The sequence below is a fragment of the Sphingomonas sp. Leaf5 genome, assembly GCF_001421155.1.
Lineage (GTDB): Bacteria > Pseudomonadota > Alphaproteobacteria > Sphingomonadales > Sphingomonadaceae > Sphingomonas.
In genome coordinates this window covers 666,249-682,741 of sequence record NZ_LMJZ01000001.1, presented here as the reverse complement: position 1 = coordinate 682,741, position 16,493 = coordinate 666,249, and the positions used below count along the sequence as shown (strand labels likewise).

Below are 16,493 nucleotides of genomic sequence, written 5' to 3'. Positions count from 1 at the left end.
GGGACAATCGCGACGCTTCCCCCGTTCGCGGACAGGCGGTAGATGGCCGGATGCTCCGCATCACCGAACTCAAACTGCCTCTCAATCACCCGGAAGAGGCGCTGACGGCCGCGATCCGCGACCGGTTGCGGATCACCCCGCGCGACCTGATCCGGTACACCGTCGCGCGCAAGGCGCATGATGCGCGCGACAAGGACGATATCCAGCTCGTCTATTCGGTCGACGTGACGGTCCGCAACGAAGCGCCGGTGCTGGCGCGCGTTCGCCGCGACCGCAATATCGGCCCCACGCCCGATACCGGCTACCGCTTCGTCGCGAAGGCACCCGCCGACTATGCCGGCCCCCGCCCGATCGTCGTCGGTGCCGGACCGTGCGGGCTGTTCGCCGGGCTGATCCTTGCGCAGATGGGGTTCCGTCCGATCATCCTCGAACGCGGCAAGGTCGTTCGGCAGCGGACGCAGGATACCTGGGGCCTGTGGCGGCGCAGCGAACTGAACCCCGAATCGAACGTGCAGTTCGGCGAAGGGGGTGCCGGCACCTTTTCCGACGGCAAATTGTGGAGCCAGATCAAGGACCCGCGTCATCTGGGTCGCAAGGTGCTGATCGAATTCGTCAAGGCTGGCGCGCCCGAGGAAATCCTGACCGAGGCGCATCCGCATATCGGCACCTTCCGCCTCGTGCAGATGGTCGAATCGATGCGCGCGACCGTCGAGGAACTGGGCGGCGAATATCGATTCTCGCACCGCGTCGACGATATCGAAGTGGAGAAAGCGGCCGACGGTACCCGGCGGCTGACCGGCCTGACGCTGTCGACCGGCGAGACGCTGTCGACCGACGCCCCCGTCGTGTTCGCCCTCGGCCACAGCGCCCGCGACACCTTTCACATGCTGCACGATCGCGGCGTGTTCCTCGAACCCAAGCCGTTTTCGATCGGCGTACGCGTCGAACATCCGCAAAGCTGGATCGATCAGGCGCGCTTCGGTGCCTGCGCCGGCCATCCCGATCTGGGTGCCGCCGCCTATACGCTGTCGCACCACTGCACCAATGCGCGCACCGTCTACAGTTTCTGCATGTGTCCGGGCGGCACCGTCGTCGCCGCGACCTCCGAACCCGGGCGCGTCGCGACCAACGGCATGAGCCAATATTCGCGCAACGAACGCAACGCCAATTCGGGCATCGTCGTCGGCATCGATCCGGCGCGCGATTATCCGGGTCATCCGCTGGCGGGAATCGCGCTGCAACGCCATTGGGAGGAACGCGCCTATGCGGCGGGCGGCGGCGACTATCGCGCGCCGGCACAGCTGATCGGCGACTTCCTCGCGGGCCGGCCGTCGACCGAGTTGCGCAGCGTCGTTCCGTCCTATCGTCCGGGGGTGCAGCTGACCGATCTGGCCGAATGCCTGCCCGATTTCGTCGTGGCGGCGATGCGCGAGGCGCTGGTCGCGTTCGGCCGCACGATTCCGGGATATGACCATCCCGATGCGGTGATGACGGGGGTGGAGACCCGGACCTCGTCGCCGGTGCGGATCACGCGGGGTGATGACTTTCAAAGCCTCAACACCGCCAACCTGTTCCCTGCCGGCGAAGGGGCCGGCTATGCCGGTGGCATCCTGTCGGCGGCGGTCGATGGCATCAAGGTCGCGGAGGCGGTCGGCCGCGCCCTGACCGGTAAATAGATCAGGCGATCGGCACGACCGGCGCGGCGGCCGACAGCAACAGGGCGGAGACGAAGAACGCGGCGAAGGCGGCGGCGAACTGCTGGCGAAGGTCGAGGCGGATCATGGTGGTAACTCCCTGCTTGCCGTGCGAACCATCTCGCCGGCGATGCCAACAGCTTTGCAGGGGCCGTGCCAATTCTTTAACGTATTGTTTTATATAGATTTTACTGGAAACTGTCGGAGTTGCGTCGCGATATTGGCGCAATTTCCGCCAGCAGTTAGCCGGTTTCGCCAACCATTTGGTCCCGGCCACCACGCTTCGCCGCATAGAGCAGCTGGTCCGCCCGGCCGACGCCGTCGACGATCGTCTCGCCGGGCCGCAACGTCACCAGACCGGCCGACATGGTGACGCCCTCGATCACCGTATCGGTCTCGCGCAGGCGGTAGCGGCGCGCACCGACCGCACGGCGCGCCCGTTCGAGCATGTCGAATGCCGTCGCCCGGTCGACGCCGCCGATCAGCAATGCGAATTCCTCGCCGCCATAGCGCGCGACCAGATGCCCGGCACATTCGCGGTCCAGCGTCGCCGCAATCGCCTTCAGCACGCGGTCGCCGACCGGATGGCCGTATTGATCGTTGACCGACTTGAAGTGATCGACGTCGCACAGCGCGACATGGAACGGGCCGTCGTCGCGATCGGTCGACGCCGATTCGAACGCACGACGATTGGGCAGTTCGGTCAGCGGATCGCGTCGGGCATCCTCATGCGCGACGGCCAGTTCCTGGCGCAACGCGCTCGCCTCGCGCGTCGCCTGTGCCAGCCGCGTTTCGGCGATATCGACCCGTGCCCGCATCGACGCGGTGATCCGCGCGAGTTCGGCGATGGCCGAGACGACGTCGGTCCCCGGCACGGCGCTCAGCGCGTCGGCACTGGCCGCCAGATCGCGACCGAAATCGCGGGTTTCGTTGTGGATCGCCGACACCATCGATTCGAACCCGGCGACCTGTCGCTGGGTTTCGGCAACCCGTTCGGCGTCGGGGGCAGCGGCAGGGGCCGATCCGGACGGCGGCGGAACCGGCTCGGCGGGACCGGGCGACCGAATACCGGCCTCGATGGCGTTGCCGAGCATCTCGACCTCGCCGCTGCTCAGACGAAAGCCGCCATCGGTCCGCCGCGCGACTTCGCGGGCAAGCGCGCCCGCCGGATCGCTCATGACCCGGTAGGCAAAGGTGTAGTTGACGGGCGTGGGTTCGAGCCGCTGGTCTTCGAGGAAAGTGAGGATCGCACGAACCAGGCCGTTGCCGGCCGGGGTCACGCTACCGATTCTTTCCATATACACCGCGCATGTCCCTCCGCCCACCAAACCGTGAGCAGGAGGGATAGGCTGGCTTTGCTAAGATCGGGTTGCCCGGCGATTCACGATTGATGCACGATTACCGCACCGGTCACGGTTCGCCTCAGCGCGGCGCGGCGAGGCCGCGTACCGCCGCCAGCGTGGTGCGGACATGGTCGGCGGGGTTCATGTCCGAATGGACGAAGGCGATCCGGCCATCGCGTCCAATGACATAGCTGGTGCGCGTGGTCATCGTACGCGCCTTGCCATCGGCGGCGGCGGGGCGGTTGAGCGCGACGTCGAACCCCTGGATCACGCGCGGACCGGCGCTGGCGACGGCGAAACGCCCTGCGCAATGTTCGTTCGAAAATGCCTGCAGCTTGTCGATCGGGTCGGCCGACATGCCGATCACGGTCGCGCCCGCCGCCTTGAACTGGTCGACCGAATCGGCAAACGCCTTCGCCTCGGCATTGCAGCCACCGGTGAATGCCGCGGGGAAGAAGTACAGAACCACCGGCCCCTTGCGCAGCTGCGACCGCAGGTTGAGCGTGAACGCCTTGCCCGCGATCGCCGCCTGGGTGGTGAAATCGGGTGCCTTCGCACCGGGCGCGAGCGCGGCGGACAGCGGCGCGGCAAAGGGCAGGGTCAGGGCAGCGGCAAGCAGGGCGATACGCATCGGGCGGTTCCTTGGTCGAAAGGTCGTCGTGAGAACGGAGTATGCTAACGCGTGAAGGCGATGCCCAGACGCGCGCTCGAACTGCGCAGACGATAATCGTCGATCGCCTCGCCGTAACCGCTGAACGCCTGTCCGAAAACGTACAGTCCGGTGCCGCCACCGATCCGGGTGAGGGGGTAGGAGGCGAACACCTCGCCCGCGCGCCGGCTGCCCGCCGGATTGCGCAGCGAGGCGGCGATGCGCAAGCCATCGGTCTGCCCGATCGCGGCCCCCAGCGACCAATTGCCCCAATAGCGGTCGAGATCGCGATAGCCGGTACCGACATAGGTCCACAGCTTCGGCGTCACCTCGACGCGCCAGTCACGGCCGATCGGCACCGTATAGCCGGCCGAGGCGAACAGGCGGTTCACGTCGATCGATCCGGCATCGCGGCCGTTCGAATCATGGGCATAGCCGACCGCACCGACGACGTCGTCGCGCAGCGCGCGCTGATAATAGACTTCGGGGCTGTAGGTAGTGGACCGGAACGGCCCGGACGGCTGGTCGATCGCCCAGAACATCGTCTGCGTCCATGCAAGGCGCACCCCGTCGAGCGCGCCTGCACCGTCGAACGGACGGACCGCGAGGCTGAATTGCAGCTTCGCCCCGTCCGATCCGAGGCCGAACACGCCGTAGATCGGCGCATGCGGTTCGAACCGGTCGAGAAAGCCCGATGTGCCACCTGCCGCCGTTGCGACCGTCGATTCGCCGCCAGGCACGGTCACCGGCGCGACCTGCGCGACCGCCGACGGGGCAACCCGGTAACGCAGCGCCCGAAACCCGCCCGGCGCGATGGTGGCTGCCGCCGGTTCGGCCGGCACGATCCGCAACCGCGCACCGTCGCCGGTAACGACCGTCATCTCGGTCGGTACCATCTCGACCGCTTCGCCGCCTTCGTTGAGCGCGAATACCTGTACCCCGCCCTCCGCCGCGGCGACCGAAGCGGGCGGTTCGGCGACGATCCGAACTTGTGGCGGGGCAGCGAGCAGCAGGGCGAGCGCGATCATGGCCCCATCTGTGCCAGCCATTTGCGACAACCGCGAGCATCGTTTGCGCTTTGCCCGCTCCACCGCCTATCTGACGGTTCGCAATGCAAAGGCCCATCATGCCCGTCACCGCCGCCGACCTGACCCTTGCCGCGCAACTGGCCGATGCCGCCGGTGCCGCGATCCGCCCGCGCTTCCGCAGCGACTATGGCCTCGAAATCAAGGAGGATGCCTCGCCGGTGACGCTCGCCGATCGCGAGGCGGAGGCGGCGATGCGGGTTCTGATCGAGCGCGAACGGCCCTCGGACGGTATTCAGGGTGAGGAATATGGTGTCCGCGAAGGGACCAGCGGGCGGGTATGGGTGCTCGACCCGATCGACGGCACCCGGTCGTTCATCGCCGGACGGCCGATCTTCGGCACGCTGATCGCGCTGGTCGAGGATGGCTGGCCGGTGCTGGGCGTCATCGACCAGCCGATCATCGGCGAACGCTGGGTCGGGGCGATCGGGCGTGGCACGACCTTCAACGGGCAACCGGCCCGGACCCGTCGCTGCCGCGATCTGGCCGACGCATTGCTGGCGACGACCAGTCCGGCCCTGTTCGACGACGGGCAGTTGCACGGCTTCGAACATGTCGAGGCGAAGGTGCGCTCGACCGTGCTGGGCGGCGATTGCTATTCCTATGGCACGCTGGCGTCGGGGCATATCGACGTGGTGGTCGAAGCGGGGCTGAAGCTGCACGATTTCGCCGCGCTGGTACCGGTGGTCGAGGGCGCGGGCGGCACGATGAGCGACTGGTCGGGCGATCCGCTCCATGCCGGCAGCATCGGCGAGGTGATCGCGCTGGGCGATGCCGCGCGGCTGGAGGATGTCGTCGAACTGCTCGCCTGTCGCGGCAGGTAACGCGCTTTCCACGCAACCCGTGGCGGACCGCATCGTTGAGGGTGGCATCACCCCGCCAGCGAAGGAAACCGTCATGGGCCTGTTTTCGAAGGATATCGCGACGCTCGACGACCTGTTCGTCCATCAGCTTCAGGACATCTTCTACGCCGAGAACCAGATCACCAAGGCGTTGCCGAAGATGATCGCCAAGGCGACCGATCCCGAACTGAAGGCCGGGTTCGAACGCCATCTGGCCGAAACCGAAGGGCAGATCCGCCGGCTGGAACAGGTGTTCGACCTGCACGGCGCGACGAAGAAGGCGGTGACCTGTCCGGCGATCGACGGCATCATCAAGGAAGCGAACGAGGTCGCCGGTGAGATCGCCGACAAGAAAGTGCTCGACGCCGCGCTCATCGCGTCGGCGCAGGCGGTCGAGCATTACGAGATCACTCGCTACGGCACGCTGATCGCATGGGCGCGGCAACTCGGCCGGGAGGATATCGCCGCGCTGCTAGGCGAAACGCTGGCGGAAGAACGCGCCACCGACGAGAAGCTGACGTCGATGGCCGAACACAAGGTCAACGCACAGGCCGAACTCGCCGAGGCGTGAGGCGTGCGGGGCGGCATCGTGCCGCCCCGTTCGTTCGAAACCCGTGTGAAACGCTCGGAAGGGCGCGGTCCGAAGCGCAGGGTCAGTTGGTCGGTGCCGACAGGATCGTGCGCGGCTTGCGGGTGCAATATTGCTGCGATCCCAGCAGCCCGCATTGCCGTCCGTCCTGTTTCAATCCATCGGCCTTGCGGTCGAACGCCGGTTCGTCGCTATCGCCCAGGCGGAAACGCTCGTTGCGCCGTTCCGGACAGCCCAGCGCGCGCGGGGTGACGACGCAATCGACCGGTTCGGCGACATTCAGTTTCGTCACCACCGGTGCCGATTGCAGGACCAGCGCGAACAACAGCGTCATCGACATGGCACGCTCCCCATAAACCTGCATCTCCGAACCCGTTATCGGCGCTTTGGTTGCCTATTTCGCCAACGGCCGGGGCGCGGCGATACTGCCGCCGCGCCGGGTCGACGCGGTCATGCCGACGAACCCGCAGCCTTGCAGGAACGCCGCCGTCCCGCAGGACGGTTGCGGTACCGCCAGCAACCGTTCACGCTCGCCAAGCGCGTCGACCGCCCGCGGGTCGCCATCGGCCGGCGGCGTCGACAGCGGCACGCGGAACCGGTCGGCGTTACGCCGCGCGCACACCATGATTTCGTCGGCATCGGCATCGGCGTGGCACGCCTGCGCGACCTGCGTCAGGCTGCGCGCCCGCGCGATCATCGCCGCCGCCCGGCCTTCGTCCTGCATCATCGCCAGCAACGCCACCCATGCCGTCATGCCCATGCCTCCCCGAAGCGACCGGCACAGGTATCGAACGATCCGGCTTGCCGGGCAAGGGTCGGTCGCCTATCGCTTGTTTAATATGTTTAACAGCCCGGAGCCTCACCCTATGCAGCCCGTCAGCAACACGCTCGACCGCGTCCTCGTTCTCGAAATGGTGCGCGTTACCGAAGCGGCGGCGATCGCCGCGTCGACGCTGGTCGGGCGGGGCGATGAAAAGGCTGCCGACGCCGCCGCCGTCGAAGCGATGCGTGCCGCGCTGAACGAACTCGACATGGACGGCACCGTCGTGATCGGCGAGGGCGAGCGCGACGAAGCGCCGATGCTGTTCATCGGCGAGAAGGTCGGCACCGGCAACGGCCCTGAAATCGACATCGCGCTCGACCCGTTGGAAGGGACCACGATCTGCGCGACCGCCGGTCCGAACAGCCTCGCCGTGCTGGCGATCGCGGAAAAGGGCGGGCTGCTGAACGCGCCCGACGTCTATATGGACAAGATCGCGTGCGGTCCGGGCTATCCCGACGGCGTCATCGACCTCGACCGGTCGCCGACCGAGAATGTGACGGCGGTGGCCACGGCCAAGGGCGTCGATCCGCGCGACATCATCGTCTGCGTCCTCGACCGCCCGCGTCATGGCGCGCTGATCGCCGAATTGCGGTCGGTCGGCTGCGGCGTGATGCTGATCGGCGACGGCGACGTGGCGGGCGTGATCGCGACCAGCGATCCCGACACCACCATCGACCTGTATATGGGGTCGGGCGGCGCACCGGAGGGCGTGCTGGCGGCGGCGGCACTGCGCTGCGTCGGCGGGCAGTTCAAGGGCCGGCTGCTGTTCCGTAACGACGACGAACGCGCGCGTGCCGCCAAATGGGGCGTCACCGACCTCGACAAGCAGTACGACCTGACCGAACTGGCGCGCGGCGACTGCATCTTCGCGGCGACCGGCGTGACCGACGGTTCGCTGCTCGCCGGGGTCAAGCGGCTGAAGGGCAAGATGACCACCGAAAGCGTCGTGATGCGCGCCAGTTCGGGCACGGTCCGCTGGGTGAAGGGCGAACACCGGCTATAAGCGGGCGGGCGGCACCCGCTTTCTACTCCCCTCCCTGACAAGGGAGGGGAGTTATCTCGCAACCCATGGGTTCACGCCGCGTTCAATGCGCCGATCCTACCCCGGCACCATGATACGGAGATTCCCCATCCGCCCGCTCGCTCTCGCCGTCGCCCTTGCCGCCCCGGTCGCGCTATCTGCGCAGGCACCGCGGAACGATCTCGCCTCGGTTCAGCGGCATCTGTCGGCGACGCAGACGATGACCGCCGATTTCAGCCAGACCGATCGCAACGGCCGCGTGCTGACCGGGCAACTGACGCTCAAGAAGCCGGGCAAGATCCGCTTCCAGTATCAAAAGGGCGTGCCGATCCTGCTCGTGTCGGATGGCAAATCGCTGTACTTCCTCGACTATCAGGTCGGGCAGAAGCAACGCTGGCCGATCGGCAACTCGCCGCTCGGCATCCTGCTGAACCCCGAACGCGACGCATCGAAATTCGCGCGGGTCGTGCCGTCGAACGATCCGCGCATCGTCAGCGTCGAAGCCTATGATCCGAAACGTCCCGAATATGGCCGGATCACGATGGTGTTCGCGCGCCAGCCCTCCGCCCCCGCCGGGCTGATGCTGCAGGGCTGGGTCGCGCTCGATGCGCAGGCGAACCGGACCACGGTCCGCCTGACCAACCAGAAGTTCAATGTCCCGGTCGCCGACAATGCGTTCCGGTTCAACGAACCCAGCCGTCCGCGGCGATAGGCGCACCGTCGCGGCCGACCTGTTTCAGCGCAAACCGATTCGCGAGTGGCCGGCGATGCCGATACCGGCGAATGACACGCGGCCCGCTGCATTTGTCGCGGTTCAACGCATATGTCCGGTATTTTTAGAAAATTACAGAAAGCGTTCATGTTGGCGACAGGTTCGCAGCCCTAAGGCTGATCTCGCGGTGTTGGAGCGCGTCCGGGATTTTCCCCCCTGTTGCCCGGGTCTTCAACGCCCGCCTGCGTAACGAACGCTAGGTCGGCCCTCGCTCCATGCCCCCGGAGCGGGGGCCTTTCCATGTCTGGCGCAGGCGCTTCTCCGACGATACAGGCGCTGCATGGACATGCTTTCGGTCGCTTCGTGGAACATCAACTCGGTCCGGTTCCGCATGGACATCGTCGAGCAGTTCCTGCGTGAAGCGCAGCCCGATGTGCTGTGCCTTCAGGAAACGAAGGTCGAGAATCGCGATTTCCCGTACGAACCGCTGCGGCGGCTGGGCTATACCCATATCGCGATCAACGGGCAGCGGATGCACCACGGCGTCGCGGTGATCTCGAAAGTGCCGCTGGCCGAGGATGACCGGCTCGACTGGCAGGCCAATGGCGAGGCGCGGCATCTGGGCGTGCGGCTGGCCAACGGGCTCAGGATCGAGAACGTCTATATCCCCGCTGGCGGCGACGTGCCCGACCGCGAGCTGAACCCGAAGTTCGGCCAGAAGCTCGATTTCCTCGAACGCATGATCGAATGGTCGCACGGCCTGTCGGGCATCCCGACGTTGCTGGTCGGCGATTTCAATGTCGCCCCGCTCGAAAGCGATGTGTGGAGCCACAAGCAATTGCTCGACGTGGTCAGCCATACGCCGATCGAGGTCGCGACGCTGGCGCGGTTGCAGGCGGCGAACGACTGGGTGGATCTGGGCCGCCAGTTCGTACCGGCACCGCAGCGGCTCTATACGTGGTGGAGCTACCGCGCGAAGGATTGGGCGGCGTCGGATCGCGGACGGCGGCTCGACCATATGTGGGCCAGCCGCGACGTCGCGGCAAAGGCGGTCGCGCACCGCGTCCATGAACCGTGCCGCAGCTGGCTGAAGCCGAGCGACCATATCCCGATCGTCACCGAGTTCGCGTTTTGAGCGAGACCCGCGACGTCGCCCGCGCGATCGATGCGCTGCGCCGCGGCTGGCCGATCGCCATCGCCGCGCCGGGCGAGCCGGTGCTGACGCTGCTGCCGATCGAGACCGCCGATCCCGAACGGCTGGCGCGGTTCGATCCCGATGGTACCGGCCATATCCTGTTGTCGTTCGGCCGGGCCGAAACGCTGCGGATCGTCAACCAGCGCGCCGCCGCCCAACCCGATCATCCGGTGGCGATCCGGCGCGAGGCATGGACCGACTTCGCCGCCGCGACGGCGCTGGCCGACCCGCAACTCGACCTCGCCACGCCGATGAAGGGGCCGTTTCGCAGCATCGACGTGGCAGCGCCGGTCGCCGCGACCGCCGCGCTGCGCCTCGCCCGGGTGGCCGGCCTGCTGCCCGCCTTCGTCGCGGACGGCACCGATGCGGAGGTGACGATCACCCCGCAAGCGATCGATGCGCATGAGGATGCCAATCGGCTCGCGATCGTCACCCGCGCGCGACTGCCGGTGGCGGGGGCCGAGGACAGCGAGATCGTCGCGTTCCGCACGCCCGATGCGGCGGGCGAGCATGTCGCACTGGTCATCGGTCAGCCCGACGGGCACCCGCCGCTGGTCCGGCTGCACAGCGAATGCCTGACCGGGGATGTGCTCGGCAGCCTGAAATGCGATTGCGGGCCGCAGCTCCATGCCGCGATCCACGCCATCGCCGATGCGAACTGGGGCATCCTGCTGTATCTGCGGCAGGAAGGACGCGGGATCGGGCTGGTCAACAAGCTGCGCGCCTATGCGCTGCAGGATCAGGGGTTCGACACGGTCGACGCCAATACCCGGCTCGGCTTCGCCATCGATGCGCGCGATTTCGGCGTCGCCGGGCGGATGCTGGCGCTGCTCGGCCAGCGGCAGATCCGGTTGCTGACCAACAACCCGGCCAAGGTCGCCGGGCTGGAAGCAACGGGTATTACTGTCATCGAACGGGTCGCGCATCACCTGCCGGCTAATCCGCATAACGAACGCTATCTGGCAACGAAGCGCGATCGTACCGGGCATCAGCTATAGGGCGCGACAGCTCCCCGCCCTGGAAGGGAGGGGTTGGGGGTGGGTTGGCCGGTTGTCGCACGGTCACCGTCCCACGCAGGCCAACCCACCCCCGCCCCTCCCTTGCCAGGGAGGGGAGAATCACCGGCTTTCCTCGGTCAGATACGCGATCAGGTCGGCGCGCTCCATCGGGTCGCGGACGCCGGCAAACGCCATCTGCGTCCCCGGCACCACCCGCGACGGCGCGGCGAGCCACGCGTCCATGCGCGCCGCGTTCCAGCGGCCGCCATGGTCGATCAGCGCCTGGGTATAGCCAAAGCGCGCGTCGCCGGCGACCTTGCGCCCCATGATGCCATGGAGATTGGGTCCGGCCAGCGCCTGCCGCCCCGCCCCGATCGTATGGCAGGCCGCGCATCGGCCAAAGGCGCGACGCCCCGCACCGGCATCGGCATGGGCCAGCAACCCCGCCAGCCCGGCGTTCGGCCCTGCCGCGCGCAGCCGCCCGGCACGGTCGGCATCGCCGCCGCCGCACGCCGTCAGAAACTCGGTGAGGGACGGGGCAAGCAAAAGCCAGCGCATCAGCGATTCCGCCGCAACGTCTTCCACGCGACCCGCTGCAACGCCTTGGCAATGGCGGGCGTCAGGCCGAGATCGCGGGCGGCGCGCTCGTCGGGGCCCAGCCGGCGCACGTCAAAGCCGGTGACCCGGCCGAAGATGGTCAGCGCCTCCAGATAATAGCCGGCGGTGCTGCCATGATAGTGATCGTCGGCCCATAGTCCGATCCTGCCCGGATCGATTCCGTCATAGGGGTTGGCGTCGGCCAGCCCGGTGGCGATCGCGTCGTTCCACGCGCTGCCGACCGGGATCGTGCCGGCGATGCCCGGCACCGTCCTTGCCACCTGCCGGTTCGCCGCCGCCAGATCGTTCGCCATCGCCGCGATCGGCTTGCCCGACCAGCGGCTGCCGGGGCGATAGGTCAGGTCGGCGCGCGACCAGGTTTCGACCAGCGTCACCTGCGCCTGGCGATTGCGGGCGTGGACCAACGCCGCCAGCTTGCCCGCCGCTTCGCCATGACGGGTGGCGTTCCCCGGCCGCCGGGCGTCGAGCGTCGAATAGCCCTGCAGGATCACCACGTCCCAGCGCCGGTCGATCGCACCCCGCCGGTTGGCATAGTGATAGGCCAGATCCTTGCCCGGCGAGGTTTCGAGCGAGACGCTCCAGTCCAGCCCGGCCTGTTCGGCAAAGGCACGGAACAGCGCGGGCACGCCGCCGATCCCGTCGTCGTTCAGGTCGGTGACGCTGTCGGGGCGATAGCGTTCGACCGGCGATCCGGCACCGAAGGTAAAGCTGTTGCCGATGAACAGGATGTCGCGGGCGGATGCGGGGCAGGTCGCCAGCGACACGGCGGTCAGGGTCAGGAGCAGACGGAGCATACCGCTTCCTACCCCAGCCGCCGGCCCCGGCCCACCCCGCGTCAGGCAAGCGCGACCGCTGCGGCGAATTCGGTACGCAAATCCTCGATCGTCGCTTCGAGATGGCGGGTAAGCACGTTGCGCACCGCCACCCCGTCGCGCGCCAGCCATGCGTCGAGCAGCGAACGATGCTCGACATAGGCGCGGTCGCCCCGCCCGGCGGGACGCAGATGGGCGACGACATAGCGTTCGGCCAACACCGACAAACGCTGCACCAGATCGATGGTCAGGTCGCGCCCGTTCGCCGCCACCAGCGCGGCGTGAAACGCGCGGTTGCGCGCCGCCGCTTCCAGCAGGTCGCGGGCCGGCGCGCCGTCCAGCCGCTCGAACGCGTCGATCACCGCCGCGCGCCGCAGTTCGTCGGCATGGATCGCGGCATAGGCGGCGGCACCCGGCTCCACCGCCAGACGCAGTTCGTAGATTTCCTCCGCCTGCAACGCCGACATCGGCCGCACGGTATAGCCGCGATTGGCCTGTCCGGCGACCAGCCCTTCCTGTTCCAGCCGGGCGAGTGCCTCACGCAGCGGGATCTTGCTGACGCCCAGTTCGCTGGCCAGCGCATCCTGGCGAATCGCAAAGGTTTCGGGCAGCGCACCGCTGACGATCCGTTCGCGGACGATTTCGAACACGCGATCGGACAGGGTTCGGACGACGATAGTCACGCTGCATTCCTTTGCAATGCGGTCCGTTGCCGGAGGGCGGGTGGACTTCCCGTCATCCGGGCAGCCAAAAGTCGTACATATTCAAAAATGTGCCCGGTAATCAATCTTTTCGTGACAACGGTTACCGTTCGATCCGATTCCCGACCGGGCGGCACGGCCGGTCGCATCGCCGCTTGTGAAGCCGCCGGCGACGTGGAACCACGATGGCGATGGCCCCTTCGCGTTTCACCCTGTTGCTTGCGATCCTGTTCCTGTCGGCCTGTATCGGTGGCGACCGTCCCGAACCCGCGCCGCCGGCACGACCGATCGCGCCGCGCCCGTCGGGCCCGATCACCTTGTCGGGGCAGACGCCGCGCGACACGCAGCAATGCTTCGCCGACCTGTCGCGTGCCGAGGTCCGGTTCAGCCCGCTGCCCGATCGCGACTATGGATCGGGCTGCGTCGTGCTGGGTGCGGTGCAGTTGCTCGACATCGGTACGCCGGTGAACGGGCTGAAGGCGATACGCTGTCCGGCGGCGCGGGCGCTGACCGGCTGGGTCCGCCACGGCGTCCGCCCGGCCGCCCGGCACCTGCTGGGCAGCGAGGTGACGCGGATCGACAGCTATGGCACCTATGTCTGTCGGGGTATCGTCGGTGGCGGCAGTCGCGCGGCGGGGCGCGTGTCCGAACACGGCCTTGCCAACGCGGTCGATATCGGCAGTTTCGTGCTGGCGGACGGCCGCCGCATTTCGATCGAGCGCGACTGGAACAGCCCCGACCCACAGATCCGCGAATTCCTGCGCATCGTCCATCGCTCGGCCTGCAAGCGTTTCGTCACCACGCTCGGCCCCGAGTATAACGCGGCGCATACCAACCATTTTCATTTCGACATGGGCGGGCGACCGCTGTGCCGGTGACGCAACCCGCTTGCCGCTGTTTGCCGACGTGCCTAAATTCACTCCCCTATGACTGATACCAAAGTACCGTCCCGCGTGTTCCGCGGGGCCAAGCAGGAGGCCGAGGCGGCCCGCGCCCAGCTTTCCACCCCGCAGACCGAGCATCCCGCCTATCGACTGGCGTTTCAGGACATGGAGTTCCTGTTGCGCGACGATCTGCGGCCGGTGCGATTCCAGCTGGAACTGCTGAAACCCTCGCTGCTGCTCGATGAAGCAAACATCGCCTCGACCTTCGTCATCTACGGCTCGGCGCGTATCCCTGAGCCGGACAAGGCCGAAATGCTGCTCGATCTCGCGCAGGACGACAAGGCGCGCGCGATTGCCGAGCGGATCGTCGCCAAGGCGCATTATTACGACGTGGCGCGCGAACTGGCGTTCAACGCCAGCCAGTTTCCCAACGACGTCAACGGCAAGCGGCACTTCGTCGTCTGTTCGGGCGGCGGCCCGTCGATCATGGAAGCGGCCAATCGCGGCGCGAACGAGGCAGGGGCCGAATCGATCGGTCTCAACATCGTCCTGCCGCACGAACAGGCTCCGAATCCCTACGTCACCCCGGCGCTGTCGATGCAGTTCCACTATTTCGCGCTGCGCAAGATGCACTTCCTGCTGCGCGCCCGCGCGGTCGCGGTGTTCCCCGGCGGCTTCGGCACGTTCGACGAGAGCTTCGAGCTGCTGACGCTGATCCAGACCGGCAAGATCGAGCCGATCCCGGTGCTGTTCTACGGTCGCGAATTCTGGAACCGGGTCGTCAACTGGGACGCGCTGGTCGAGGAAGGCGTGATCTCGGAACGCGATCTCGATCTCATCACCTTCGTTGAAACGGCGGAGGAAGGGTGGAACGTGGTCAAGAAGTTTTATGAGGACCGGAAATAGGAGGTCCTCTTCCTGCTCTATTCGTTACCCCAGCGAAGGCTGGGGTCTCGTGGTGAAAGCGGGACCTTTCCCAGACTTTCACGTCACCCCGGACTTGATCCGGGGCCCCGCTTCTTCCTTTGCCCGGACGAAGAAGAAAGAAGCGGGACCCCTCTGAGTTCACAAACGAAGTGCAACACCTGAGACAGGTGCTGCCATGTCCATCTACCGTCAGTTATCGCTCGAGGAACGGTGTTCTCTGAGTTCACAAACGAAGTGCAACACCTGAGACAGGTGCTGCCATGTCCATCTACCGTCAGTTATCGCTCGAGGAACGGTGTTCGATTGCCCGGCTTCATGAAGCCGGGCAATCGATCCGGCAAATCGCTGCAGCTCTGGATCGCCAGCCATCGACGATCTCGCGCGAGTTGAAACGGAATGCTGGCAGCAAGGTCGGCTACCGCCCCGCCTATGCCCAGGCGCAGGCCGAGGCGCGGCGCTGGAGCGGCTGCCGGCTGGAGCGCGAGGACGCCTTGCGCGAGACCATCCTCGACCGCCTCGCCGCAGGCTGGTCGCCCGAGCAGGTCTCGGGCCGCCTCGCCCGCCAAGCCGGGCACCCGGTCATCAGCCATGAGACGATCTACCGCTTCGTCTACGCCCAGCTCACGCGCACCAACGACCGGCGCTGGCGCCACTATCTGCCGCGCGCCAAATACAAACGTGGGCGGCGCACCAAAGGTGGCTGGCCGCGCCCGACCGGCCGTACGATCCACGACCGGCCGCCCGACGTCGCCACCCGCTGCGAACCCGGTCACTGGGAGGCCGACGCCATGCTCTTCTCCAAGCCCGGCCACGCACTGATCGTCGCGCACGAACGTACCTCGCGGCTCACCATCGCCGTGCGGCAGGACAGCCTCAAGGCCGATACCGTCGCGACGGCGCTGGTGCGGATGCTGCGGTCGCTACCCGAACGACTGCGACGATCCGTCACCTTCGACAACGGCACCGAGTTCACCCGCTACCGCCGCATCGAGCAGCAACTCAAAATCGACGCCTGGTTCTGCGATCCACGGTCGCCCTGGCAGAAGGGCGGCGTCGAAAACGCCATCGGACGGCTCAGACGCGACCTGCCCAGAAAAACCGAACCTCACGCCTTGTCGCCGCGCGCGCTCAACGCCATCCTCGCCAAACACAACCATACGCCCCGAAAATGCCTCGGCTTCCAAACCCCCGCCGAAGCCTTCATCCCGTTGCACTTCGAATGTGAATCCACACCCGGNGTCGCCGCGCGCGCTCAACGCCATCCTCGCCAAACACAACCATACGCCCCGAAAATGCCTCGGCTTCCAAACCCCCGCCGAAGCCTTCATCCCGTTGCACTTCGAATGTGAATCCACAGGGGTCCCGCTTCTTCTCCTTCGCCAGCAAAAAGACGGCATCCCCCGGATTGAGCAAAAAAACCCGCCCACCAGCCCAAACCATACCCCGGCGGAGGCCGGGACCCAGTTGGGGGACGTAAACCGGTCCGCCGCAGCGCCTCCCCAACTGGACCCCGGCCTCCGCTGGGATACCGCCAGGCATCGGCCAGGTTCGAAACGCTCTCGACCCGCAGCCGCTGGTCAAAGTCCCGCTCGTCAAACCA

The 16,493-nt window shown here is 66.9% G+C and carries 17 protein-coding genes and 1 pseudogene; 10 read left to right on the top strand and 8 right to left on the bottom strand.

Features of this window, described 5'->3' with window-relative positions; genetic code table 11:
* The first annotated feature begins 50 nt into the window (after positions 1-50).
* Positions 51-1,676 carry an NAD(P)/FAD-dependent oxidoreductase gene (locus tag ASE50_RS03170; RefSeq protein WP_056395303.1) on the top strand — a complete coding sequence of 542 codons (1,626 nt, stop codon included), beginning with the start codon at positions 51-53 and terminating at the stop codon, positions 1,674-1,676.
* Positions 1,677-1,936: 260 nt separating this feature from the next.
* Here ASE50_RS03170 and ASE50_RS03165 read toward each other — a convergent pair whose 3' ends face one another.
* The 3 genes from ASE50_RS03165 to ASE50_RS03155 form a co-directional block, all read right to left on the bottom strand.
* On the bottom strand, positions 1,937-2,992 hold the full coding sequence (locus ASE50_RS03165) for a GGDEF domain-containing protein (protein ID WP_056395298.1): 1,056 nt from the start codon (positions 2,990-2,992) through the stop codon (positions 1,937-1,939).
* 124 nt (positions 2,993-3,116) lie between these two features.
* The gene (locus tag ASE50_RS03160) at positions 3,117-3,668 is read right to left on the bottom strand and encodes a peroxiredoxin (protein ID WP_056395295.1); all 552 of its coding nucleotides are present in this window, start codon (positions 3,666-3,668) and stop codon (positions 3,117-3,119) included.
* A gap of 44 nt (positions 3,669-3,712) precedes the next feature.
* On the bottom strand, positions 3,713-4,714 hold the full coding sequence (locus ASE50_RS03155) for a phospholipase A (RefSeq protein ID WP_056395293.1): 1,002 nt from the start codon (positions 4,712-4,714) through the stop codon (positions 3,713-3,715).
* A 98-nt stretch (positions 4,715-4,812) separates the two neighbouring features.
* Here ASE50_RS03155 and hisN point away from each other — a divergent pair, with 98 nt between their 5' ends.
* A complete protein-coding gene (gene hisN / locus ASE50_RS03150) occupies positions 4,813-5,595 on the top strand; it encodes a histidinol-phosphatase (protein WP_056395287.1) in 783 nt (260 codons plus the stop codon).
* Positions 5,596-5,668: 73 nt separating this feature from the next.
* Positions 5,669-6,184, top strand: a complete 516-nt coding sequence (locus ASE50_RS03145; protein WP_056395279.1) for a ferritin-like domain-containing protein — start codon at positions 5,669-5,671, stop codon at positions 6,182-6,184.
* A gap of 82 nt (positions 6,185-6,266) precedes the next feature.
* Here the strand turns inward: ASE50_RS03145 and ASE50_RS03140 are convergent, their stop codons facing one another.
* Entirely contained in the window at positions 6,267-6,542 is a 276-nt protein-coding gene (locus tag ASE50_RS03140) for a hypothetical protein (protein WP_156347259.1), read from the bottom strand.
* 54 nt (positions 6,543-6,596) lie between these two features.
* On the bottom strand, positions 6,597-6,956 hold the full coding sequence (locus tag ASE50_RS03135; RefSeq protein ID WP_156347258.1) for a hypothetical protein: 360 nt from the start codon (positions 6,954-6,956) through the stop codon (positions 6,597-6,599).
* Between the two features lie 112 nt (positions 6,957-7,068).
* Between ASE50_RS03135 and glpX the strand changes: the two genes are divergently transcribed.
* The 4 genes from glpX (at position 7,069) to ribA (ending at position 10,951) form a co-directional block, all read left to right on the top strand.
* Positions 7,069-8,028, top strand: coding sequence for a class II fructose-bisphosphatase (gene glpX, locus ASE50_RS03130; protein ID WP_056395276.1), 960 nt, complete (start codon positions 7,069-7,071; stop codon positions 8,026-8,028).
* A 109-nt stretch (positions 8,029-8,137) separates the two neighbouring features.
* Complete coding sequence (locus ASE50_RS03125) at positions 8,138-8,758, top strand: LolA family protein (protein ID WP_056395269.1); 621 nt, start codon at positions 8,138-8,140, stop codon at positions 8,756-8,758.
* Between the two features lie 340 nt (positions 8,759-9,098).
* Positions 9,099-9,893: an exodeoxyribonuclease III gene (locus ASE50_RS03120; protein WP_056395267.1), complete on the top strand. Its 795-nt coding sequence runs from the start codon at positions 9,099-9,101 to the stop codon at positions 9,891-9,893.
* Positions 9,890-10,951 (top strand): GTP cyclohydrolase II, encoded by a 1,062-nt coding sequence (gene ribA, locus ASE50_RS03115; protein ID WP_056395264.1) that lies wholly within the window; start codon positions 9,890-9,892, stop codon positions 10,949-10,951. Before ASE50_RS03120 ends, ribA begins: the two co-directional genes overlap by 4 nt.
* A gap of 120 nt (positions 10,952-11,071) precedes the next feature.
* Here the strand turns inward: ribA and ASE50_RS03110 are convergent, their stop codons facing one another.
* The 3 genes from ASE50_RS03110 to ASE50_RS03100 are packed head-to-tail and all read right to left on the bottom strand — an operon-like array spanning position 11,072 to position 13,064.
* A complete protein-coding gene (locus ASE50_RS03110; RefSeq protein WP_056395687.1) occupies positions 11,072-11,509 on the bottom strand; it encodes a c-type cytochrome in 438 nt (145 codons plus the stop codon).
* Positions 11,509-12,363 carry a DUF4886 domain-containing protein gene (locus tag ASE50_RS03105; protein WP_056395262.1) on the bottom strand — a complete coding sequence of 285 codons (855 nt, stop codon included), beginning with the start codon at positions 12,361-12,363 and terminating at the stop codon, positions 11,509-11,511. Before ASE50_RS03105 ends, ASE50_RS03110 begins: the two co-directional genes overlap by 1 nt.
* Before the next feature lie 41 nt (positions 12,364-12,404).
* Positions 12,405-13,064, bottom strand: a complete 660-nt coding sequence (locus ASE50_RS03100; RefSeq protein WP_056395260.1) for a GntR family transcriptional regulator — start codon at positions 13,062-13,064, stop codon at positions 12,405-12,407.
* A 203-nt stretch (positions 13,065-13,267) separates the two neighbouring features.
* On the opposite strand from ASE50_RS03100, the gene ASE50_RS03095 reads away from it, so the two are divergent.
* The 3 genes and pseudogenes from ASE50_RS03095 to ASE50_RS19725 all read left to right on the top strand — a co-directional run.
* On the top strand, positions 13,268-13,960 hold the full coding sequence (locus ASE50_RS03095) for an extensin family protein (protein WP_321163358.1): 693 nt from the start codon (positions 13,268-13,270) through the stop codon (positions 13,958-13,960).
* A gap of 48 nt (positions 13,961-14,008) precedes the next feature.
* Positions 14,009-14,872: an LOG family protein gene (locus ASE50_RS03090; protein ID WP_056395257.1), complete on the top strand. Its 864-nt coding sequence runs from the start codon at positions 14,009-14,011 to the stop codon at positions 14,870-14,872.
* Positions 14,873-15,153: 281 nt separating this feature from the next.
* Positions 15,154-16,130: pseudogene (locus ASE50_RS19725) on the top strand (IS30 family transposase); the annotation flags it as partial.
* Positions 16,131-16,493 lie beyond the last annotated feature (363 nt).